We start from the raw sequence: 23,111 nt of genomic DNA on the forward strand, positions 1-23,111 counted from the left end.
GTTCTAAAACCTAGTTATTATCAGCAACATCCCACCAAAGGCGGATATTGATATCATCACCTCCCATATGGTTAACCGCCTCTTGATAATTGGCATTATTAGTAGATTTCACATCGTTTGGATACATAAAGCGTACTGGAACTTTACCACTATTGGCAGCACCAGGCCCTGGAACCACTTCTGGCATCCCTGTACGTCTCCAGTCTGACCAACCTTCAAAACCAGTGTAGAACAAACCAATCCACTTTTGCAAAGCAATCAACTCCAATTTCTCTTGTGTAGATCCTGTGTAAAGAACTCCTGCTTGATCTAAATAAGCCTCAAGATCTGTATTGGCCATTGCATTTGCAATATCTGTCCACTCTGCCACTCTTTCCGTGTAATATTCAAAAGATGCCACAATCCCATTTTCGTAGTAGTTTTGTGCAGTATCACCCGAAGAAATCAAGCCTCTTTCTTTAGCTTCCGCCAAAATGAAAGCCAATTCAGAATAGCTCATCAAAATAGTTTGGGAAGCGGTAGCCGAAGCCAATTCTGTATTACAAGCTCTACAAGCCAATAGGATTCCCATTCTAGAAATATAGTTGGAACCAGACTCCTCTGGATTTCCAGAAGGGCTGTAAGACAAGGCAGCTTCGTCATCCAAACCATTAGGCATCCCTACGTAATCGTCCCAGTTATCTGAGTAAATTCCTGCTCCAGAAGCCGATGTTGGTTGTGCAAATACTTTTAAACGGGTATCGTTGAATGCTTTCAAACGCGTTTCCAAGGTTTGACTTAAACGCACCTCATCGAAACTCCCCGAACGCGTAGTATATTTAGGCTGTGGGTTATCGGTATTCCATTGGATAACGGCCATGTCTTCATTCCCTCCAAAAACAGGATATTGAGAAGGGTTAGACACAATCTGCTGCATTTCCTGCTGTGCTCTTGCCTGATCTACATCGCTAATACGCATTAGCAAACGCAAACGCAAGGAGTTGGCAAATTTCCGCCACATGCCCACATTTCCTCCGTAAATAATATCTCCAGAAATGTTTGTAGCATTGGCAAGGACTTCATTGGCAAGTGCCAAGTCGTTCAACAACCCTTCATAAATTTCACTTTGATATGAAAAATCTGGCGTAATGTTATTGTCCCTAAGCCCCATGATGGCATTGGCATAAGGGATATCTCCATAGGCATCTGTAGCATAGGAGTAAATGAAGGATTTCAATACCAAACCAACACCATAGTACCCTTGCATATTTTCGTTATCCCGAGATACGTTGATCACGTTCATGACATCTCTCATATTGTCATATGTAAAGTTGTAAGGATTGGAAGCTGGATTCCAGATATAACGATCTTGATCTGTAAACTGTAAACGGGCTGCGTACTGAACGGTTGTAAAGCCTTCTTCCCAAGCTTCACCTCCCCAGTAATATCCCACTTCGCGCATAATTCCAGGAATTAAGTATTCCGGTGAGGCAGACCCTGGATAATTGGGGTTTGTGTTTACTTCTTCAAAGTCCTTTGTGCAAGACAGTGCTGTAGCCAACACGCCTCCTAGGAGCACTAATTTTTTGGTTTTATATAAATTTAATTTCATGAGTAACAATTTTTTAGAAATCGATATTAATGTTGAATGTAAAAGTTCTGGTACTTGGCAAAGACATGTTCTCTATACCAGGCTGTAAAGTTCCTCCAGCAACAGCAACGGTTTCTGGATCAAAGTGCGGGTTGTCTGTCCATAACACCAAGTTGCGCCCAGTTAGGGAGAAGCGTACGTTTTCAGCAAAGATTTTATCAGTAAAAGAGTTTGGTAAGCTATACCCTAAAGTCACTTCTCTCAATTTGGTGTAAGATGCGTCGTATTTTGCGGCTTCCACATTATTACGATCGTAGTAGCTGTAGTTCCAAGTTCTCGCGTTTACGTTAACGCTATTGGGCTCATACACTCCTGGAGATACCTCTACCACACCATCACCTACAATACCAGTTTCTCTACCTACCAAAGTTTCCTTCAACTGACCTGCTGTACTTGCAATGGTTTTAGTTCTAGACACTACGATACCTCCTTCTCTAATGTCAAACAAGAAACCAAAATCGAAGTTTTTGTATTTGAAGGAGTTTTGGATACCCAATGTAAAGTCTGGAGCATAATCTCCTTGGTATTCCAAATCACCTGTTTTTAGTGGCAATCCGTCAGAACCGTAAATGATTTCACCGTAATAAGGACTGTTTTTATCTTCTACTCTTTGGAATCCGATACCATAAATAGCACTTACAGAACCGCCTTCACGTGCTTGGATATAAGCGCCGTTTCTGCTGGTCAAGGTGTAGTTTACACCACCCAAATCGGTAACTTCACTTTTGTTTTTCGCAAAATTGAACATGGCATTCCAGGTGAAATCATTGGTCACCACTGGCTTGATGTTCAACATCGCCTCAATACCGTAATTTTTCACCTCTCCGGCATTGATCAGCTTACTTGTATAGCCACTAGCAATATCGGTATCAATTCCAATAATCTGGTTTTTGGTCGTACTGCTGTAGTAAGTGGCATCAAGATTCAATCTACCACCGAAGAAACGCAAATCGGCACCAAATTCATAAGAAGAGGTCAACTCCGGCTTTAAGTTGGCATTTGGAAGTGCAGAAGACTCCGTTAACACAGGATATGATCCAAAAGCAGATTCATTGTTGAAGTAACTGGTCAATTTATATGGATTGGTATCGTTACCAACCTCGGCATAAGCGGCACGCACTTTTGCAAAAGTTACAAACTTAGGCATGTTCACCATTTCGCTAAGAATCGCACTTAAGGTAGCCGATGGGTAGAAATAAGAATTGTTGCTTGTTGGCAAAGTACTAGACCAGTCATTTCTACCAGTAATATCCAAGAACAATTTATCATCGTAAGCAAAACGGGCAAAGCCATACAAACTGTTGATTCGCTTCTCATAATCAGAAACTGTAACGGCCAAAGGCGACCTTGCATTATTGAACGAATACACTCCAGGGTTGATCAACTGGTCTGCTACTGTTTGTTGGTAATCCTGTTTTTGTTTCATTTGGTTTCCACCTACAGAAAGGCTGAAATCCCATTTATCGTTAAATGTTTTGTTGTAGCTCAACAAGAAATCGGAGTTGATTTCTTCAAAAAACACATTGTCTTCTCTGTAGTACCCCAAGGGGAAACGCTGCGTACTAAACGCTCTTTTCTTCATACGAAGGTCACGGTAAAAATCTCTACCTGTACGCACCATCAAGCTAAGTGCATCGGTGATTTGGTAGTTCAAATTGATATTACCATATACTCTGTCCTTATCCTGGGCGTTGGTGTTTTCATATACATTGAAATATGGGTTGTCATGGTAGTTGTAGTTGTAATTGAATTGTTGGATTCCTTCCAAGCCATCCATCCAATAATCTCTTAAACTGGCAGTATTGATCTGACGTCCGTACCATGTCCATAAATACATTACGTTTTCAGTACCGTAACTTAAAGAAGGACGGTTACCACTGTCGCTCTTCACATAGTTTACGTTTGAATTCAAGGTAATTTCATCTGTCAAGTTGATAGATGCCGCCATGTTCACCGTATGTCTTTTCAAATCGGTGTTAGGCACTACTCCTGTTTGATCGAAGTTTTGGTAAGAGAAACGTACGCTTCCCATATCTCCCGACTTTGACACAGACAAGCTGTTGGTGTAGGTATATCCTGTTTCGAAGAAATCCTTAACGTTATCTGGATGAGACACCCAAGCCGTAGGAATGATAGGTGAAGAACTATTCAAGTCACCACCGCGAGTTCCGTCCTCTCTAGGAGAATCAAACTGAGCGATCATTAAACCAGAATCCAATCTTGGCCCCCAGCTTTCATCTACTCCATCCGCAATACCACTACCAGCACCATCAACAAAAGAGAACATCATGTTATTACCTTGTCCGTATTCATTTTGAAAATCAGGCAACGTAAAAATGTTATCAATACTCACAGCACTGTTTACATTCACTTTAAGTTTTCCTTTTTTCCCTTTTTTGGTCGTAATAATGATAGCACCGTTCGCCGCTCTCGATCCATACAATGCCGCTGCGGCAGGCCCTTTTAATATATTGATAGACTCAATGTTATCTGGGTTAATCTCCGCAGCTCCGTTACCGTAATCTACATCCTGAGTACCAGAACCTGTAGATCCTACAATTTGGTTACTAACAGGTGTACCATCCACAACAAATAGTGGAGAGTTGGCATTCATATTTAAAGAGGCATTCCCTCTAATGGTAATATTGGCAGAACCACCAATACCAGAAGACCCATTAGTAATGGTCATACCGGCAACCTTACCGGACATGCTGTTTAAAAAGTTAGGCTCTTTTGATTGGGTAAGCTCTTCTGAATCTACTTCCTGAGAGGCATATCCTAATGATTTTTTCTCCCTTTCAATCCCTAAAGCTGTTACCACGACTTCATCCAACATTGCCGCATCCGGCTCCAATACAAAGATGGTTTCTGTGGAGTCGTCGATATTCACCTCCATTTTTTTGTATCCCATATAGGAAATCACCATCACCTTGTGTCCCTCTGGCAATACAATAGAAAATTCCCCATCAAAATTGGTGGAACTTCCTATATTAGTTCCTTTAACCTGCACGGTAGCTCCCGGCAAAGGCATTTGATTTTCGTCCTGCACCACCCCATTAAATGATGTTTGTGCAAAACCTAATACACTCATAAAAAGCGTAAAGATTAATACTAGCTGTGTCTTGTTCATTTTAGATAGTTTAATTTTATTTGTTTACAAATATTAAACTACCAAGTAAACTTAACCGCTTTTCAAAATGAACAAAACATTTATAAATCCTTAATTTTGTTAAACAATTGTTAAGGCCTTTATTTTACAAATAGTAAAAAACACAAGGCAACTATTCTATTAAATAAAAATGTATTTTTAGCCAAAAAGAACGAAATGACAGATTACTTAGTTGGTATAGGCAAACATATTAAGGAGGTAAGAAAATCCAACAATCAGAATATTAGCGACATAGCGCAATTGGCAGAAGTAAGCAACGGTCTTATTTCCAGAATTGAAAATGGAAGAACCATTCCTTCCCTGCCCGTTTTATTGAATATCATCAACGCTCTCAATGTGGAAATTGCCGAATTTTTCAAGGGCATCCCCCAAACTAGCAATTCCAATTTTATAATTTCCAGAAAGGAAGACAACACAAATATTGAAAAGGAAGATGAAGCCGTTGGGTTCACTTACAAACATATTTTTAGTAAACAGATTTCTTCCCTAGGGTTTGAAACCGTACTCTTGGAAATAGCTCCCAATTCAAAACGGGAAAAAGTAACCACAGATGCTTTTGAGTTTAAATATATTCTATCTGGTGAGTGTTCCTACATTATAGGTGAAGAAGAAGTGCTGCTTAAAGAAGGGGATTCTTTATTTTTTGATGGAAGAATTCCGCACGTACCCATCAACAGAGGGACTGAATCATCAAAAATGTTGGTTATTTACTTTTTTATGTAATAGCAAATAACCAACATCGATTACTATTTTAGAAGAATACCTCTGAGTTCTGATAGAGATTCCAACACAAAATCAGGATTGGCCGATGCCAATTGTTTTGCCGTGTGAGCCCCAGTGGTCACACCAACCGTTAAACCACAAGCTGCATTTTTACCTTCCTCAATATCGATAATGGAATCTCCAGCTTTCAATACTTTTGAAGGTTCAGTGATATTGGTTTGTTTCATGGCTTCAAAAATCATATCTGGATTTGGCCTACCATTTTCCACATCATCGGCCGTAAACAAGGCATCGTAATGCACTCCCAAATCCCATTTCATTTTACCCAACAACAACTGAGCTGTTGCTTTATCATACCCTGTATTCAAGACCACCTTAATATTGGCATGCTTTAAATCCTGAATTAATTCCTCCACACCATGATAACTTGTCACTTCTAAAGCTTTATAGGCTTCCGCCAACAACACTTTGAATTTCTCAAAGATTCCATTAGACTTTGCCTCAAAATCCTCTATCCCGATTTCTTCCAAAATATCTTTAATAGCGTGATGCTTCTCTTTCCCAGCTCCAAATTCTAAAACAAAATCCAAAGTCACATCAAACCCTTCATTATTGATAACTTGCTGCAATGTTTTGTACACCAAATTACCCTCATCTACCACAGTTCCAGCCATATCAAAAATGACCAATTCTATATTATGCATATTTAAAAATTAAAAATTGTATTAATATTATGTTTTGAAAACCCAGCGCTACCGGTCATTCCCTTACCTCCAATACCTGTGACAATATGAATGTTTTCTCCAATGGTATTTTGATAGATATCTGAGGTTTTGCATTGGGAGTACATCCCAAACCAACGGTGCTGGATTTCATAATTTGGCAGGCCCATAATTTTCTTTGCTTCCTGGATAATGAAGTTGTCTATATCCATGTTCAAATCAAACCCAAGATCATCCATATTGGCAGCATCGGCATATTCATGGGAATCCCCAATTATCACCGATCCATCCATAGCCTGTTTGAACAAAATATGAACGCCCCATTTCTTTTCCAAAGCACCTTTATCCTCTTTGGCCTTTATTTCTTTATAAGATTTACATTCCTCAAAGGCTTCATAACGTCTAATGGAAAGCCCTGTTAACACAGAACCTTTCAATGTGTAATTGGCTTGCGGCTTGGTTGACATCATTTGCAATTTAGAGACTACCAAATCACTTTCTGCAAACATTTTAGGATACAAGGTTTGAAAATCGCTCCCGTTACAAATAATTACTTTTGAAGTCATAAAAATTTCATTTGTAGACGTCCTCAATTTAACTTCCCCATTGACTTCTTCACAGGTAACTACCTTCGACTTAAAAAAAATGTCCATGCCCTCAGATTTCAAAAAGGCATGAAGTTTATTGATCATCGTCAATGGCTCTACGGTAACTTCTTCCGGAAAGAACAATCCTGCTTGCACATAATCGCTTCTAAGTCCACTGTAATTGGTCAAGCACTGCCCCTTTGTCAAAAGTTTTGAGTTGTATTGATTGGCTTTATTAATTTCCGACAGCTCTTCAATAAGGGTTGCTTCTTCATAATTTGAAGCCAGGTATACCGAACCATTTTGACGTATGGATATATCAAACTTCGATTGGATATCCTTGTAAATCTCCAGACTTTCCCTTCCAAAGTTTTGCCATTTTGTATTCATTCCAGATGGCACCACCTGGCCAAAATTTCTAACCGTGGCCCCTTGTGGAAATTGATCTTTTTCAAGTATGGCAACCTTTAATCCTTTTTGTTTTGCATGGTAAGCATGGAATGTTCCCAACACACCGCCACCTACAATAATTACATCGTATTTAGTATCCATGATTTATAGTACAGCTTGTAATTCCGCTTGAGAACTACTTTGGTTTCTTTTATATTTTTTTCTGAAGTATACCAGGGAAGCAATAGAAATGACACCTCCCAAAACAGCTATGAAATAGGTTCCTTTAATGAAAAAGTCGAGCCAAGAAATGGAGCTCTGACCAAAATTCTTATAAAGCAAAACGCTCATACTTCCCAAATAACCAAAGGCATCGGCGATGTAAATTAAAAAGCCCGCATTTCCCTTAATGCGAAAGGTAGCAATCATCCTATCAAAGAAAATACAGTTAAAAGGCACATAGCAAATGTAAAGTCCAAATCCAACGGCCACCATCCAAAAGACGGGAGAAAGCAAGTTCATTTGAAATAAAAAGGTGGCAAGCCCAATGGAAATGGCACCAAAAATCAAAGCGTAATGATAAGATACAAATGCCTTAAAATTATGTTTCATGACACCTATCCTTCCCATAATTACCAATACCAAAATGGCTATAGGAATCTCACTGACGGTATACACCGAAGTATTGTTTTCAAACCCTAAGGCATCCCAAATTTCCCGTGAAAAATTGTCTCTAAAATCTCTGAAAGCTGTTAGAAACACATAGAACAGCACCAATAGAATGATAGGCAGTAAAAACGTCCTGAATACCCTTTTTCGGTCATCGGACGTCATGATAAAGCGCTCCGACCTCAACTCCTTATCTTCCTCAATTGGACTTGGCAACCCATTCAACAACACGGCAAACAAGCTAAACGGCACCACAAAAATTGCCCCGGTTATGGCCGGCATCCAAAATTGGGACACCTGAAGATGATCCATCACCAACAACCCAATAGATTTTACCGCCCCACTGGACACAATAAAGCTGGAACACAGAATAACGCCAAGTAGTTCAGACAACTTTCGACCTTCCAAATATGAAAAGACAACGCCCCAAACCATCCCCAAGGAGAGGCCATTCAAAAACATAAAAATGAAATTATAAGGCGCTGCTACCAATCCAAAACAAAGCAAAGAGGCTTCGGCAAACAAGATCATCCCCAACAGATAGAAAATACGCTTATCGGTTTTGAGTTCAGAGATTAATTTAATCCCCAAAAACTTGGCAATCATATACCCCAGCACCTGAGCGATGATCAAAATAATTTTATAATCCACACCCCATAATGAAAGGCCTTCAAAAGTAGCCACTGTAAAAGGCTTCCTAAACGCATACATACAAAAATAGGCCCCGAACGAAGCAAAGGAACCATTTAATAAAAACCGAAAATCCGTTTTGGATAACCTCACAACAAAAATTACTATTAGTAAATATTACACAGCAATAGTATCCAAATATTTACTATTAGTAAACTTTCAAAGGTTATATGATTGTTACGTAAAATTTAAGAAACCGAAGAAGTCCCCATAAAAAAGCTCCTTAAATCTTGAGATTCAAGGAGCTTTCCAATAGTTACAACAACACTATTTCTATATTTTTTAATCTTCTGCTTTTCCGAAGAGGTATCCGTAAGGCGTCCCCACAAATAAAGCACCGCCAACAATATTACCTAAGGTGGCCGGAATTAAATTGGACGTAAAAAAAGTACTCCACGTAATATCGGCGCCTTCAAAAATAGCCAATGGAATGAAATACATATTGGCAATACTGTGCTCAAATCCCATAGTAACAAAGGCCATGACAGGAATCCAAATAGCGACAATTTTTCCAATGGTATGTTTTGCCGCAATCCCTTGCCAAATGGCTAGACACACCAACCAATTGGCTCCAATACCCTTAATAAAAGTGACCAAAAAGGAATGGCTGGTTTTGCCCTCCGCAATTTTACGAACCATATCTATATACGGCGTATCACTTACCAAATGGGTTAAATGTGTGATAACATACGCTAGAAAAAGGGCACCCACAAAATTCCCAATGTAAACTAATCCCCAATTCTTCAACATGGCATAAACCCGCTGGCGTTTAGTTAAAATATTCGGAATAAAATAGGCATTGTTACCTGTAAAAAGTTCAGCACCAACAATTACCACAAGGATGAGCCCTATTGGAAATGCTGCCCCAAACAGGAATCTCGCCAATCCAGGATTGCTAGCGGCTATTCCCGGAGAACCTCCAGAAACAATAATGGACAACAGGCCTCCAAAAGCCACATAGGCCCCTGCCAAGAATGCCAAAATCAATGTTTTGCTTACCGTATAGCCTTCTTTGTTCAAGGCTATTTCATTTATGATTTTTATCCCTTCTTTAGGTGAATTCATAATAACATATTCAATAATGGTTAGTTAATCAGTTCGTTTTGGTTTAGTTCACTTTAACTTCTTTAAAGTAGTCCTTCAGAATAGCTACAGCTGCGTCAATCTCTTCTTGGGTATTCTCTCTGGCATCTTTAAGCTCATACACCCAACCTAAAGCTTCCCATTTGTGGATTCCCAATTTATGGTAAGGCTGCAGTTCTATTTTCTCGATGGTTTTATACGCTTTAAAATAGTCTCCCAAAGCGTGAAGTAATTCAGGAGTATTGGTAATTCCAGGAATCAATACATAGCGCAACCACATAGCTTTGCCTGATTGCTCCCGGTGTTTCGCAAAGTTAAAAGTGGTTTCCTTGTTTTTGGCTCCCGCCAAGGTTCGAAAGCCTTCTTCGGTCATGTGCTTGATATCGAGCATCACCAAATCGGCATAATCATCTAGAAGTTCCATAGTAGGATGATTCAGCAATCTTCCATTGGTATCCACATTGGTATGGATGCCCTCTTCTTTTAAGCGCTTAAAAAACGGAATTAAGGCTTTGGCCTGTAGAAGCGGTTCTCCACCCGAAACGGTCACACCTCCAAGATCCCCAAAATAGGGTTTCATACGAATGGCACGTTGTACTAAATCTTCAATTAGATATTCTGTACCACCTTGTGTATCTATGGTATCAGGATTGTGGCAGTATTGACATTTCAGTTTACACCCCTGCAGGAAGATTACCAATCGTATTCCTGGTCCATCATGAGTTCCAAAAGACTCTATAGAATGTACACTTAAGGTAGTATCCGGAGTTTTCATCATCGATAGGATTTAAGAATTAAAAAAAGAGGCATCCAAAAAATGTATCACACCTTTTAGAATGTTCGTATCATTTTTTGAACACCTCAGAACTTAATCAGCAGAGTTATTGTTACATAGATTGGTGGAACGAACGGGAAATGACTTCCATCTGTTGTTCTCTTGTCAATCTAATAAAGTTTACCGCGTATCCAGAAACACGAATGGTTAATTGAGGGTGATTTTCTGGATGTTCCATTGCGTCTAGCAATGTGTCTTTATCTAAAACATTCACATTTAAATGCTGCGCTCCGTTGGAGAAATATCCCGTAAGGGTTGCTACCAAGTTGTTGATGCGCTCTTCTTCAGTAGCCCCTAAAGATTTAGGTACTATGGAGAAGGTATTGGACACACCATCTTGTGAATCTTTATAATCTATTTTTGCTACGGAATTCAATGATGCAATCGCTCCATTGGTATCGCGACCGTGCATTGGGTTGGCTCCTGGTGCAAATGCTACACCTGCTGCTCTACCGTCCGGTGTTGCCCCAGTTTTTTTACCGTACACTACGTTAGAAGTAATGGTCAATACAGACATTGTAGATTCCGCATTTTTGTATACTTCCAATTGTTTCAACTCATCGTTAAAGTCTTGTACCGCATCGTGTGCAAACACATCTACTCTATCATCGTCGTTTCCATATTTAGGGAACTCCCCTTCAATTTCGAAATCAACAGTCAAGCCTTCTTCGTTTCTAATTGGTTTTACTTTGGCATATTTAATAGCCGATAATGAATCTGCCACAATTGATAGTCCTGCAATACCATAAGCGATATTGATATCTGGGTTGGTATCAATTAAGGCCATTTGCGCTTTTTCATAATAGTATTTGTCGTGCATATAGTGAATAATGTTCATGGAATCATTATATACACGTGCTACTTCTTTCATGGCTATTTTGAAGTTGGCCATTACTTTATCGATGTTCAAATACTCATCTGCATCTTGCTCGATGCCATCCACCATCAAGGTTCCGGTTTCCTCGCAACGACCACCATTTAAGGCCAACAATAAAGTTTTAGCCAAGTTGGTACGTGCTCCAAAGAACTGGATTTGTTTTCCTAATTCTTGGTAAGACACACAACAAGCGATACCGTAATCGTCAGACCCACGTAGATCACGCATTAAATCGTCATTTTCAAATTGAATTGAAGAAGTATCGATAGCTACCTTAGCACAGAATTTTCTAAAGTTCTCTGGCAATTCTGGGGACCATAACACGGTAATATTCGGTTCAGGTGATGGACCTAAGTTGTATAGGGTATGCAAGAAACGGAAGGCTGTTTTGGTTACCTTAGTACGTCCGTCTTGCAACATTCCTCCAATGGCTTCAGTTACCCAAGTTGGATCTCCTGCGAAAATTTCGTCATAGGCCGACATTCTTAAGTGACGTACCATGCGTAATTTCATCACGAATTGGTCGATATACTCTTGAGCTTCAGTTTCTGTAATAAATCCCGCATTCAAATCTCTTTCAATGTATATGTCCAAGAAGGTAGATACATTCCCCAAAGACATGGCAGCACCATCCTGCTCTTTTACAGCTGCTAGGTAAGCCATATAGGTCCATTGCACAGCTTCACGAGCAGTTGCAGCAGGACGACTCAAATCCAAATCGTACGCCTGTCCCATAGCAATCATATCCTTTAAGGCTCTGATTTGCTCAGAAACTTCTTCTCTCAGGCGAATTTTGGCATCGGTCATTGGACCATTGATATTGGCTAAATCTTCTTTTTTAGCCGCTATTAAGGCATCAATTCCGTATAAGGCTACTCTACGGTAATCCCCAATAATTCTACCACGGGCATAATTATCTGGCAATCCTGTTAAAAGCCCTAAGGATCTATATTTTCTAATTTCATCGTTATAGGCATCAAAAACACCATCATTATGGGTTTTCACATACTTAGAAAACAATTCGTCAATTTGATTTGCTGGTTGTAAACCATGCTCTTCCAACGCTTTTTGCACCACTTTATACCCTCCGAAAGGCTTCATGGCGCGTTTCAATAGGGCGTCCGTTTGCAAACCAACGATTACCTCATTATCCTTATCTATATATCCAGCTCCAAAGTTTGCAATCCCCGAAATGGTATCTACATCTACGGAGTGTAATCCATTTTTTTCTCTTTCAATTTTAGTAGCGTCCTTACAAATTTCCCAAAGCTTCTGGGTACGCTCACTCGGGCCTACCAAAAATTCACTGGTTCCATAATAAGGAGTAAGATTTTTAATTACGAAATCACGTACGTTAATCGCCTTAGTCCAAGCTCCGTTTTGGAATTCTTTAATTCCTAGGTCTTCTTTTTTTAACTCTGCTACATTCATATGATATCTGTTTAAACTGTTTTTGTCTTAACTGATTTGTTATGAGGCAAATTTCGTGACATAGCAGAGCTTAAAATATGATAAAAAGCAGTTTTTAAAGAATTGACAAGAATGCAATTTTACCCCCTAAAAACTACTATTCCTGCACAAAAAAGGCACTCCTACCTCAACTTTGTCAACACTCTCATTTCCGTATTGACATTATTGAAAATAAACCCTATTTCATTTAAGAAAATTTAAGAGCGCTTTAAGGTTTCCTTTTCAATACAAACAATTCAAAACTAGTCATCTACATTAAAAAACCACCAAAAAAGCATAGAATCATGCATTTAGTATTTTTAGATTTTCTTACAGAAAAATAAAAGTCAGATTACACTAAAATATGCTACCTCAAAATTAAACATAAAAAATGCGACCTATTATAGTCGCATTATTATTATTATTATTATTATATAGAGGTTATTCCTCTTACCCTTAATTTCCTTCTTTAATTAACTTTAAAAGAACTGACGAAGGAATGATTGCTTTCAATACCATTTGTGTTTTACTATCGTCATCGGAGTGTTGCAAAGTTTTGGTATACGTTACAGTCCCCATCACATTGCCATATTGATCGATAATCGCCGCACCACTGGATCCAGCTGCAAAGTCAGCTGAAATGGCCATCAAATTCCTATATTGCCCAAAATTGATTTCACTAAATTTATCGGTAACCATCCCGGAAGAAAATGCATAAAAATACCCTTTAGGATGGCTTACTATATACACTGGATCTCCAATTTCTGCATCTTCGGTTGCAACTCTTAGTGCGGGAAGTTCCACACCCCTAGGATCAATTTTTATAATGGCCAAATCATTAGATTTGTCTGCAAGCAAAACCTCTTTTACAGGAAAAACTGTCCCATCCTTCAACATTACCACTAGAACATCTCTGGAAGTCGTATTGTACTTTGTAACATATCCATTCACAACGTGATAATTTGTCACTATGATACCTTTTGAATCGATGATATATCCAGAAGCAGGATACGTATGTATACGTTTACACTCAGCCCCACCTTCATTTACCTCTCCACATCTACCCGCTGAAGACACTATTACAGTAGATTCAGACACTTGATCATATATATTACCTGGACTCATTTTTTTCTTTTTCATCGATTTAAGGTTTACGTCCACGGAACCATAACCTTTTGCCTTAAAGGTAGTATTCATTGAATCTGCCGACACCACATCTCCTAAATCAATCAGTTTCTCAGACCGGCCTTTCAATTTTACCTTATATTGAGTAATATTATTTTTATAATTCTGACCTTGTAGCGGTTTTGCAATGAAAATTGTTATTAAAATGATAAATGTTTTAAAAAAATACTTCATAATTATTGGATTAATACCTGTCTAAATTATAGACAATTTAATACTGTTACTCGTTTAGGCCCGCAAGTTACATTTTTATTAAAAAAAGCTTTAGCTATCAAATGAAAATAAACATCCAATTCATTTTTAAAATTATCACTTCGATGTTTTTATGATAAAAAAATTATTCCTTTAGGGCCTGATCCATTAGCCTCCTCATCCAATTAAGACATCTGAAAATATGATTAATAAAAGAACAATTGTAAGCTTCCCTAACAATCTATATGAATCATGAGGCAAGGTTCCCAAAGCATTATCTCCCCTAACCATACTATTCACATTTTCAACTATTCAAAACAATCAAATTGACAATGTCAGCCTTTAAATTTAGAACTGAATTACTAATTATTTAATGATAAAAAAATAATCTTTTTTTTCCTACAAAACTTATAATAAAACCCTTATTTTTAGCCGCAATAACAAACATAATACTACAAACATTAACTTTTTTAACTTAATTTTTTATGAGAAAAACTCTACTTTTTCTGAGCTTTGTCTTGTTATCTTTTCAATTCAAAGCACAAACAAACTATGTTTCATTTACACTATCAGGTCTCAATGAAGATGTTGTGGCCGAAACCAGCAGTCTAGATGAAACAACTACATCTAGTGTAGACATCTTAACAGGCAACTACTGCTTTATAACTCAAGATGTAGGAAGCACCTATGGCCTTCCTGTTGACGGGGCAATCACTTATGGTGATATTCCTTATCAATTAGCACCTTACACAGGCAACAACTCCCTTAGACTAATTGGCTCCAATAATCCTCAAGCAGGAGCCGGACAACCAGAAGAGGGCAATCCTATTAGTGGCTCAGTTACTTTTTCTGAAACTGAAAAACTAGAGGTTGCTTATTTAGCGGTAACTTCAGGTAGTGGTGCCAGCCCAGTTAGTGGAACCATTAATTTTGATGATGCTAGTACACAAGCTTTCTCTTTTACTGCGCCAGATTGGTATGGAAGCGGCACCAGAATTGTCACTAACCTTGGTCGAGGAAACAGAAGTGACAATACTCTCTCTGGAACACCCTCTGGAGGGCCCTATATCTTCCAATTTGCAATCGCAATTGATATTGCAAATCAATCTAAGAATGTTACTGGAATCTCTTTCCAAAATGACACTACAAGCCAAACTATTTTTAATTTATTTGCTGTTAGTGGAAAAAAAGCAGCGCCATGTCCTTCCCCTTCAAATATTTCATTGACAGCTGTAACAGCTTATGATGCAGACCTAACTTGGGACGCTTATGATGTTAATGACACTTTTGAGGTTGCTATTGTTCCTGCTGGTGATGCTGAACCTACAGAGGGTATTGATGCAGCAACAAACACTTATAATTTTACCGATTTAACTCCTGATACTTCTTATGATGTTTACGTAAGAACGGTTTGTTCCCCAGAAGGCTATAGCTATTGGACAGGTCCTTTTAATTTTTCCACTCCTGTTTCTTGTGTTGCTCCAACAGGACTTACAGTTTCTTCCATTACTACCTCTACAGCAGAAGTGTCTTGGGATGCTGGTACAGCTACGGACTGGGAATTTACCTATGTCCCAGCAGGAGATCCAGAACCTAGCTCAGGAACACCCTTAACAACTAATTCTTCAAGTCTTTCTGAATTAACAGATAATACTTCTTACGATGTATATGTTAGAGCTAATTGTGGCACTGTTGATGGCTATAGTACATGGACCACAACTACTTTTACAACTACATGTCTTCCTGCTTCTGGAATTAATGAAGGATTTGAAGACACTAACGGAGGCTTCCCTAACTGTTGGTCTGTAATTAACGGAGGTTCCGCAAATACTTGGACTGTTGAAAACACTTCTTATTACTACCCTTCCCGTAGTGGCTCCAAATATGCTAGGATAAAATACGGCTATGATGGAGCGCATAATGATTATCTAATTACACCGGCTTTTACTGTAACAGCCAATGTAAGCGATATTATTAGCTTTTGGGTTAGAAATTATAACGCAACTTATAAAGACCAATTTGATGTTTTGGTTTCTTCAACAGGAAACCAAGAAACCGATTTCACGGATACTTTAGCCTCTAATGTAGAACCTTCGACCACCTATACAGAATATAGTTATGATCTTTCAGCATACATTGGACAGACAATTTATTTTGCCATTAGAGCAACTTCTTACAATAAATATTATTTATTTGTGGACGATTTTGCTACTTCAGGAGCGCCACTTTGTGAGGTTACCGCATCTGATTTAACAGCTAGCACAACACCAACCACGGCTACTTTATCTTGGACTGATGCTACTGCTTCTAGCTGGGAAATATTAGTTCAAAATGCGAACCTGGATGCTCCTGATGGAGCAACAAATGGTGTTACGGTAACGGAAACCACTTATGAAGCTACAAATTCAACAACAGATCTTCAAGAGTTTTATGTACGTTCACTTTGTCCTGATGGCACAAACTATAGCCCTTGGGTAGGACCTGTTGCTTTTGGAGGAGGTTATGCACCTATAGATCTTGCAGGATTCAATGCCGACGTTATAGCCAACGGCATTGGAGACTCATCAGTATCTGCTCCTCAAGATATCGATGGATCCAATTATGCGTTTTTTAGCAAGGATTTTAAAGCAACAGAAGGCAGCAGCGATTTAACCTATGGTCTTCCTATTAATGGAACTGCATCCAGTCAAAATACAGCAAACCTTACTTATAAGTTTAATTCCTACAGTGAGAATAATTCCTTAAGAATGGTAGCCACTGGTGTCGCACAGACTCTGACCGTTTCAAATGCTTATCCCGCAGAAAAGGTTTTCCTTTTGGTTACTGCTGGTTCAGGTTCAGGTATGATCTCAGGAACCATCCATTTTGATGATAACTCAACGCAAACATTTTCTTCTTCAACTGTCCCTGATTGGTTTAATTCAAACACGCTCCCTGTTGCTTTATCTGGATTTGGAAGAATCAATACGTCTAACAACAACACCGAAAACCCAAGTGGCAACCCGCGATTGTATGAATTAGGAATAGACCTGGAAGCTGCAAACCAAAGTAAGACCATTTCATCAATAGATATCACAAAAGATTCAGGAGGAGGTATAGTTAACATCTTTGCCGCTAGTATTAAATACTCTTCTGCGACCTTATCTGTCGAAGACATTAACAATCTTCCTCAACTTAGTGTATATCCTAATCCAGTTAAAGACAATTTATATATAAATGCCCCTGAACAATCTAGCATTAAAGTATATAACATCCTAGGTAAAGAAATGTTTTTAAGCTTTCAGAATAATACGATTAATATGTCTTCTTTAAGCAATGGCATTTATTTAGTAGAAATAACCCATTTAAATCAAGTAAAAACATTTAAGGTAATTAAAGATTAATTACACAATTGTTTAATTTCGAAAAAGGACGCCAATCTAGATTGGCGTCCTTTTTTTTTACCCCCCTATCTAATAGCCTAACAAAATTCAGTTTCACAAAACAAATTCCACCATCCGAGCTCAAATAGAATCCATGGCGAAATAAATTTTTGCTATTACCAAATAGTTAATTGAAATAGAAAACCAAATGATTCTCCTATAAAATCATTAATTTTAAGGGTGTTACATAAACCCTACAGACATTATAACATTTTAAATCCAGTAATATGAAGGAAAATTCAAGTTCAACAGGCGGAAAATGTCCGTTTGTACACGGTGCCAACACCGGAGTGAAAGATTCAGTTATGGAATGGTGGCCTAACTCATTAAACTTAGATATTCTAAGTCAGCATGACACAAAAGTTAACCCACTTGGAGAAGATTTTAATTATCAGGAAGCTTTAAAATCACTCGATGTAGAAGCTCTTAAGAAAGATGTAACCAATTTAATGACCGATTCCCAAGATTGGTGGCCTGCCGATTGGGGGCACTATGGAGGATTGATGATCCGTATGGCATGGCATGCTGCAGGATCTTATAGAATTGCTGATGGTAGAGGTGGCGGAGGAACCGGAAATCAGCGATTCGCACCGCTTAATTCTTGGCCAGATAACGTGAGCTTGGATAAAGCCAGACGCTTGCTTTGGCCTATCAAAAGAAAATATGGCAATAAGGTAAGCTGGGCCGATTTAATTATTTTGGCCGGAACCATCGCTTATGAAAGTATGGGATTAAAAACCTATGGTTTTGCATTTGGTCGCGAAGATATTTGGGCTCCAGAGAAAGACACCTATTGGGGAGCTGAAAAGGAATGGCTGGCACCTAGTGACGAGCGTTATGGTGATGTTGGCAAACCAGAAACTATGGAGAACCCTTTGGCTGCCGTACAAATGGGATTGATTTATGTGAATCCGGAAGGGGTGAATGGCAAGCCCGACCCTATAAAAACAGGAGCTCAAGTACGCGAAACCTTTAAGCGTATGGCCATGAATGATGAGGAAACCGTAGCACTAACCGCAGGTGGACATACCGTTGGAAAAACCCACGGGAATGGAGATGCCAGTATTTTGGGACCGGATCCCGAATCGGCTCCTGTGGAAGCCCAAGGCTTCGGATGGGCCAACCCAACACGAACTGGCGTAGGTAAAGACTCAGTAACCAGTGGCTTGGAAGGCGCCTGGACTACCTATCCTACAAAATGGGATAATGGTTTCTTTGAAATGCTTTTCAACCACGATTGGGAACTGCGCAAAAGTCCTGCTGGGGCTTGGCAATGGGAACCGGTAAGCATTAAAGAAGAAGATATGCCTGTAGATGTGGAAGACATGACTACCAGACACAACCCAATGATGACCGATGCTGATATGTCCATGAAAATGGATCCTATCTATAGAGAAATTTCATTAAAATTTAAAGACGATTTTGAAGGCTTTTCCGATGCCTTTGCCAGAGCTTGGTTTAAGTTAACACACCGTGACATGGGACCAAAAGATCGCTGGTTTGGACCGGACGTCCCTTCCGAGGATTTAATTTGGCAGGATCCTGTTCCAAAAGGAAAATCCGATTATGATGTGGCTGCTGTGAAAACTAAAATTGCTGCTTCAGGATTGAGCATTCCTGAAATGGTTTCAACCGCTTGGGACAGTGCAAGAACCTATAGAGGGTCTGATTTTAGAGGCGGTGCCAATGGAGCGCGCATTCGTTTAGCCCCTCAAAAGGATTGGCAAGGCAATGAACCTGAAAGATTGGCCAAGGTTTTATCGATATTGGAACCAATTGCAGCTGAATTTGGAATTAGCGTTGCCGATACCATTGTGTTAGCAGGTAATGTTGGGGTTGAAAAAGCAATTACAAATGCTGGCATGGACCTAACCATACCGTTTGCTCCTGGCCGTGGTGATGCCTCTCAGGAGATGACCGATGTGGATTCTTTCGAGCCATTGGAACCTTTAGCTGACGGATTTAGAAACTGGCAGAAAAAGGACTATGTGGTCAGTTCAGAAGAAATGTTGCTGGATCGCGCTCAATTGATGGGACTAACCGCACCAGAAATGACTGTATTATTAGGTGGTATGCGTGTTATGGGAACCAACTACGAAGGCACCAAACACGGAGTATTCACCGATAATGTAGGTGCTTTAACCAACGATTTCTTTGTAAACCTAACCGATATGGCCTACACCTGGAAGCCTGTTGGCAATAATGTTTACGACATATGTGACCGTAAATCTGGAGTTACCAAATGGACAGCCACAAGAATCGACTTGGTATTTGGTTCCAATTCCATTTTAAGAGCCTATGCCGAAGTGTATGCCCAAGATGACAACAAAGAAAAGTTTGTAAAAGACTTTGTGAATGCTTGGGTGAAAGTTATGAATACCGACCGTTTTGATATATAAACCCAAAACCATTCCATTTATAAATATGAAAGCCGCTTTCTTTAGAAAGTGGCTTTTTATTTTAATCGAATAAACTTGAGGATGTTAAAATTTATGGTTCAAGAATCTCCAGTATATGACTTACCAAAACATTTAGCAAAACCGCACAATTTATCCCAACCTAATGGAGACAAACCATAGGCTTTTAAACACTACTTACTAAGCGATATTTTTTGGTCCCCAATGAGAACACAACATGTCCGGCGCAGCTTTTGTTGGATTTGGGCAACTTGGCGTTGAAAATCGCAAACAGGTTGCACAACTGGTATCGTCTTTTAAGGCCAGCTTCATATCGAAAGAATCACAAGTATAGTCATGATTTACCTTAACATGATGCACTGCACACATATGAGTTGCTTCCATATTGGCGCAATGGTCGCAGCTATGAGAGAATCTAATTGCCATGATTTCAAGTGTTTAAATTATATACAAATATACAATTCGATCACACTAAAAACAATCTAAACAATTAATTTACAATCATTTACATTTAAACTAATTTTAAATAAATTATCAATATCAAAAAATTGAATAGTTAATCAGGAGTTATAAAATCAGTTTTCCTTCAACTCACTTCCTCTTTTTGCACCATATTCATCTCTTATGACCTCTGCAAGGTATTCAAGTTGTGCTTTTTCCCCATAATTTTGAGCAATGAGTTTTTCTACAAAATCCAGAAGAGTTTCTTTTTTTCCATCAACTATTTCATAGGAATTGAAATCAACTCCACCTTCTTCATATTCGAAGAAAATTTTATCAAAAATACTGAAAATTCCCAGTTGGGCTGTTTGTTTTAAAAAATAACCCGCACGAATATTTCGTTGTTTATTTTCTGGACAAATAAAATGATCGGAGTATTTTTTTAAGAATTCTGGGAAGAAAACTTTGAATTCTTCTTTTGTTCCATTGAAGACACCAATCTTAGTAAGATCTTCTTGATATCTATCTTTATTGATTCCGGTTAATTCAACTATATAATTCATATTACAAAGAACTTTTTTTGCTTTTTGAAGTTGCTCTTCATTTAATGAATCAAGTTCTACAGGCCCACCAGAGACTGTTCCGTTTTCAATCAAGTTTTCAACACTACTTTTGGCATCCCAAACAGGATTGGTTGTTACTGTCTCAACCGGGAGTAATTTTGTAGATGTTAAGCTTAAAAGGACAATAAAACTAATGATGTATTTCATAATTTTCCTTTATTAATGGTAGACGTCACTGAATTATGTTGTGCAACTTAATTCTTTTTTTTGTTCAAACGCAAATTATATTTCTTTGTTACAGCTTTCCTTAAAAATGTTTCAATAATTGCGTTCTGTAAGGGTAATGCGCTTATCCTTTACCTTAAAACTGTTAGAAATTTAGTGTAGGGCATAAAATTTAGGATTTTGCTTTCACGAGTTAGCTTTGCCTACACATTTCCAGAAAACCACTCGAAAATGCAAAAGTTGGTTTCCTTTAGCTATCTTTAAACATACAATGTGGTAACGGCAAAGTTTCACCAACCTTTCAGCAATATAGCAATGAATAAAAGTAAGCTCATTCAATATTACAACAACCAATCGGACACTTTTCAAAGGTATTTTAATCAAGCGCAGGAAAGTATGGAAATGGAGGCCATACACCAAATGAGAGTGGCTATAAAAAAACTCAAAGCCATTTGGTGTTTACTCGAGATGCTAAGTGATAAAAAATGGAAGAAAACCAAGCATTTTTCATTGGTTAAAAATTTATTTAAATCTGCTGGAAAGTTGCGAGAAACACAGTTAAACCTACTGATGACAGAGCAATTTGAGGATATTAATTTACCGGAATACACGGAGGACTTGATAAAACAGGAAAAAAACTACAGCAAGAAACTAACCCTGTCCCTCGAAAAATTTGAGCTCCAAAAACTGGAAAGATTGAATGCGAAGTTGCTTAAAGCGATTATAAACATTCCAGACGACATTGTTTTAAAACAAGCTTTGGCCAATGTTAAAAAAAGGAACAAAAAAATCGCGAAAACCAAGGGGTTGCTTTTCAACGAACATAAACTTCATAAAATTCGGATTCAATTAAAAGCCATGCAGGAAATATTGGCTGTTATAGAAGAATTAAATACCAACAACGCAATGGTTACCCTGCGAAGTCAAATAAAGTCACTCAATGAACACATAGGCCAATGGCATGATTATAAAATACTAAGCAAATCCTTAAAGCAGTTCCTTTCCAAAAACCCACATAACCAAAATACTTCCTTGATAAAAAATGTAATTAAAGACATAAACTCTGAACAAAAAGAACGGCAACAGGAAATATTTGGGCTTATAGAGATGTACGTTGCTGAACACAACCCTAAACTGAACCGTTATATATAAATCTTCCCAAATCTAAAGTTGCTATGTAGCATTAGTCACCAAAGAAATGGATTAAGGTTCTTAAATTTATATATGAAAACGTTTGTACTACTTTTTGTCATTGGGGTTTCATTTCTTACGTCTTGTGAAAAGGATGAAGCTCCTTATTTAAGCGACCAAGAAAAGGCCGATTTGCTATTTTTGAGGGAAGAAGAAAAGTTAGCAAGGGATGTGTATCTCTATTCCTATAACATATACAATCTGAGTATATTTTCCAACATTTCCAACAGCGAGCAATCCCACATGAATGGCGTTTTATCCTTATTAAACAAGTATGAACTTGTCGATCCTGTAACCAATAATGCCGTAGGCATCTTTTCAAATAGCGAACTACAGTCACTTTACAATCAATTAACCGCTATCTCCGATATTTCCTTAAGCAAAGCCATTGAAGTAGGCGCCAATATTGAAGACTTGGACATCAATGACATCAATACCTTTGCCAATCATACTTCAAAAACCGACTTACTGGAAGTTTATGACAATTTAGCCTGTGGATCCCGCAATCATCTCCGAAGCTTTGTAGCCCAATTAGGAACTTATACACCCATTTATACCAGCCAATCGGAGTATGATGACATTATTAGTTCTTCGCAAGAGCAATGTGGTAACTTGGGAAACTGAATTGAATAGTGCAGAAAATATCTTTAG

Annotated in this window: 16 protein-coding genes; 5 read left to right on the forward strand and 11 right to left on the reverse strand. The window is 38.5% G+C overall.

What is annotated here, in order from left to right; all coding sequences use genetic code 11:
• Positions 1-10: 10 nt before the first annotated feature.
• On the reverse strand, positions 11-1,591 hold the full coding sequence (locus ZA06_RS02730; RefSeq protein WP_053975876.1) for a SusD/RagB family nutrient-binding outer membrane lipoprotein: 1,581 nt from the start codon (positions 1,589-1,591) through the stop codon (positions 11-13).
• 13 nt (positions 1,592-1,604) lie between these two features.
• Positions 1,605-4,760, reverse strand: a complete 3,156-nt coding sequence (locus ZA06_RS02735; protein ID WP_053975877.1) for a SusC/RagA family TonB-linked outer membrane protein — start codon at positions 4,758-4,760, stop codon at positions 1,605-1,607.
• A gap of 195 nt (positions 4,761-4,955) precedes the next feature.
• On the opposite strand from ZA06_RS02735, the gene ZA06_RS02740 reads away from it, so the two are divergent.
• Positions 4,956-5,522, forward strand: a complete 567-nt coding sequence (locus ZA06_RS02740) for a helix-turn-helix domain-containing protein (protein ID WP_082331903.1) — start codon at positions 4,956-4,958, stop codon at positions 5,520-5,522.
• Between the two features lie 23 nt (positions 5,523-5,545).
• Here the strand turns inward: ZA06_RS02740 and ZA06_RS02745 are convergent, their stop codons facing one another.
• The 7 genes from ZA06_RS02745 to ZA06_RS02775 all read right to left on the reverse strand — a co-directional run bounded on the left by ZA06_RS02745 (position 5,546) and on the right by ZA06_RS02775 (position 14,183).
• Complete coding sequence (locus ZA06_RS02745) at positions 5,546-6,226, reverse strand: phosphonatase-like hydrolase (RefSeq protein WP_053975879.1); 681 nt, start codon at positions 6,224-6,226, stop codon at positions 5,546-5,548.
• A gap of 2 nt (positions 6,227-6,228) precedes the next feature.
• Positions 6,229-7,383, reverse strand: coding sequence for a TIGR03364 family FAD-dependent oxidoreductase (locus tag ZA06_RS02750; RefSeq protein ID WP_053975880.1), 1,155 nt, complete (start codon positions 7,381-7,383; stop codon positions 6,229-6,231).
• A 3-nt stretch (positions 7,384-7,386) separates the two neighbouring features.
• Entirely contained in the window at positions 7,387-8,673 is a 1,287-nt protein-coding gene (locus ZA06_RS02755; RefSeq protein ID WP_053975881.1) for a DUF5690 family protein, read from the reverse strand.
• A gap of 189 nt (positions 8,674-8,862) precedes the next feature.
• On the reverse strand, positions 8,863-9,645 hold the full coding sequence (locus ZA06_RS02760; protein ID WP_053975882.1) for a formate/nitrite transporter family protein: 783 nt from the start codon (positions 9,643-9,645) through the stop codon (positions 8,863-8,865).
• 43 nt (positions 9,646-9,688) lie between these two features.
• The gene (gene pflA / locus ZA06_RS02765) at positions 9,689-10,441 is read right to left on the reverse strand and encodes a pyruvate formate-lyase-activating protein (RefSeq protein WP_240472190.1); all 753 of its coding nucleotides are present in this window, start codon (positions 10,439-10,441) and stop codon (positions 9,689-9,691) included.
• A gap of 109 nt (positions 10,442-10,550) precedes the next feature.
• Positions 10,551-12,806 (reverse strand): formate C-acetyltransferase, encoded by a 2,256-nt coding sequence (gene pflB / locus ZA06_RS02770; protein ID WP_053975883.1) that lies wholly within the window; start codon positions 12,804-12,806, stop codon positions 10,551-10,553.
• Between the two features lie 474 nt (positions 12,807-13,280).
• Positions 13,281-14,183 (reverse strand): S1 family peptidase, encoded by a 903-nt coding sequence (locus tag ZA06_RS02775; protein WP_053975884.1) that lies wholly within the window; start codon positions 14,181-14,183, stop codon positions 13,281-13,283.
• Between the two features lie 503 nt (positions 14,184-14,686).
• On the opposite strand from ZA06_RS02775, the gene ZA06_RS02780 reads away from it, so the two are divergent.
• Positions 14,687-17,584, forward strand: a complete 2,898-nt coding sequence (locus ZA06_RS02780; RefSeq protein WP_053975885.1) for a T9SS-dependent choice-of-anchor J family protein — start codon at positions 14,687-14,689, stop codon at positions 17,582-17,584.
• 266 nt (positions 17,585-17,850) lie between these two features.
• Positions 17,851-20,022 (forward strand): catalase/peroxidase HPI, encoded by a 2,172-nt coding sequence (gene katG / locus ZA06_RS02785; protein WP_053975886.1) that lies wholly within the window; start codon positions 17,851-17,853, stop codon positions 20,020-20,022.
• A gap of 198 nt (positions 20,023-20,220) precedes the next feature.
• Here the strand turns inward: katG and ZA06_RS16715 are convergent, their stop codons facing one another.
• Entirely contained in the window at positions 20,221-20,466 is a 246-nt protein-coding gene (locus ZA06_RS16715; protein WP_076664041.1) for a hypothetical protein, read from the reverse strand.
• Between the two features lie 149 nt (positions 20,467-20,615).
• On the reverse strand, positions 20,616-21,251 hold the full coding sequence (locus ZA06_RS02790) for a hypothetical protein (protein WP_053975887.1): 636 nt from the start codon (positions 21,249-21,251) through the stop codon (positions 20,616-20,618).
• A 333-nt stretch (positions 21,252-21,584) separates the two neighbouring features.
• On the opposite strand from ZA06_RS02790, the gene ZA06_RS02795 reads away from it, so the two are divergent.
• Positions 21,585-22,421 (forward strand): CHAD domain-containing protein, encoded by an 837-nt coding sequence (locus ZA06_RS02795; protein ID WP_053975888.1) that lies wholly within the window; start codon positions 21,585-21,587, stop codon positions 22,419-22,421.
• A gap of 72 nt (positions 22,422-22,493) precedes the next feature.
• Complete coding sequence (locus tag ZA06_RS02800) at positions 22,494-23,084, forward strand: DUF2202 domain-containing protein (RefSeq protein WP_053975889.1); 591 nt, start codon at positions 22,494-22,496, stop codon at positions 23,082-23,084.
• Positions 23,085-23,111 lie beyond the last annotated feature (27 nt).

The sequence above is a fragment of the Mangrovimonas xylaniphaga genome, assembly GCF_001280435.1.
Lineage (GTDB): Bacteria > Bacteroidota > Bacteroidia > Flavobacteriales > Flavobacteriaceae > Mangrovimonas_A > Mangrovimonas_A xylaniphaga.

What these genes read in the sequence shown, in the direction of transcription:
- ZA06_RS02730 (WP_053975876.1), bottom strand. Translation starts at nt 1,591, where the DNA reads ATGAAATTAAATTTATATAAAACCAAAAAATTAGTGCTCCTAGGAGGC.
- ZA06_RS02735 (WP_053975877.1), bottom strand. Translation starts at nt 4,760, where the DNA reads ATGAACAAGACACAGCTAGTATTAATCTTTACGCTTTTTATGAGTGTA.
- ZA06_RS02740 (WP_082331903.1), top strand. Translation starts at nt 4,956, where the DNA reads ATGACAGATTACTTAGTTGGTATAGGCAAACATATTAAGGAGGTAAGA.
- ZA06_RS02745 (WP_053975879.1), bottom strand. Translation starts at nt 6,226, where the DNA reads ATGCATAATATAGAATTGGTCATTTTTGATATGGCTGGAACTGTGGTA.
- ZA06_RS02750 (WP_053975880.1), bottom strand. Translation starts at nt 7,383, where the DNA reads ATGGATACTAAATACGATGTAATTATTGTAGGTGGCGGTGTGTTGGGA.
- ZA06_RS02760 (WP_053975882.1), bottom strand. Translation starts at nt 9,645, where the DNA reads ATGAATTCACCTAAAGAAGGGATAAAAATCATAAATGAAATAGCCTTG.
- pflA (WP_240472190.1), bottom strand. Translation starts at nt 10,441, where the DNA reads ATGATGAAAACTCCGGATACTACCTTAAGTGTACATTCTATAGAGTCT.
- pflB (WP_053975883.1), bottom strand. Translation starts at nt 12,806, where the DNA reads ATGAATGTAGCAGAGTTAAAAAAAGAAGACCTAGGAATTAAAGAATTC.
- ZA06_RS02775 (WP_053975884.1), bottom strand. Translation starts at nt 14,183, where the DNA reads ATGAAGTATTTTTTTAAAACATTTATCATTTTAATAACAATTTTCATT.
- ZA06_RS02780 (WP_053975885.1), top strand. Translation starts at nt 14,687, where the DNA reads ATGAGAAAAACTCTACTTTTTCTGAGCTTTGTCTTGTTATCTTTTCAA.
- katG (WP_053975886.1), top strand. Translation starts at nt 17,851, where the DNA reads ATGAAGGAAAATTCAAGTTCAACAGGCGGAAAATGTCCGTTTGTACAC.
- ZA06_RS16715 (WP_076664041.1), bottom strand. Translation starts at nt 20,466, where the DNA reads ATGGCAATTAGATTCTCTCATAGCTGCGACCATTGCGCCAATATGGAA.
- ZA06_RS02790 (WP_053975887.1), bottom strand. Translation starts at nt 21,251, where the DNA reads ATGAAATACATCATTAGTTTTATTGTCCTTTTAAGCTTAACATCTACA.
- ZA06_RS02795 (WP_053975888.1), top strand. Translation starts at nt 21,585, where the DNA reads ATGAATAAAAGTAAGCTCATTCAATATTACAACAACCAATCGGACACT.
- ZA06_RS02800 (WP_053975889.1), top strand. Translation starts at nt 22,494, where the DNA reads ATGAAAACGTTTGTACTACTTTTTGTCATTGGGGTTTCATTTCTTACG.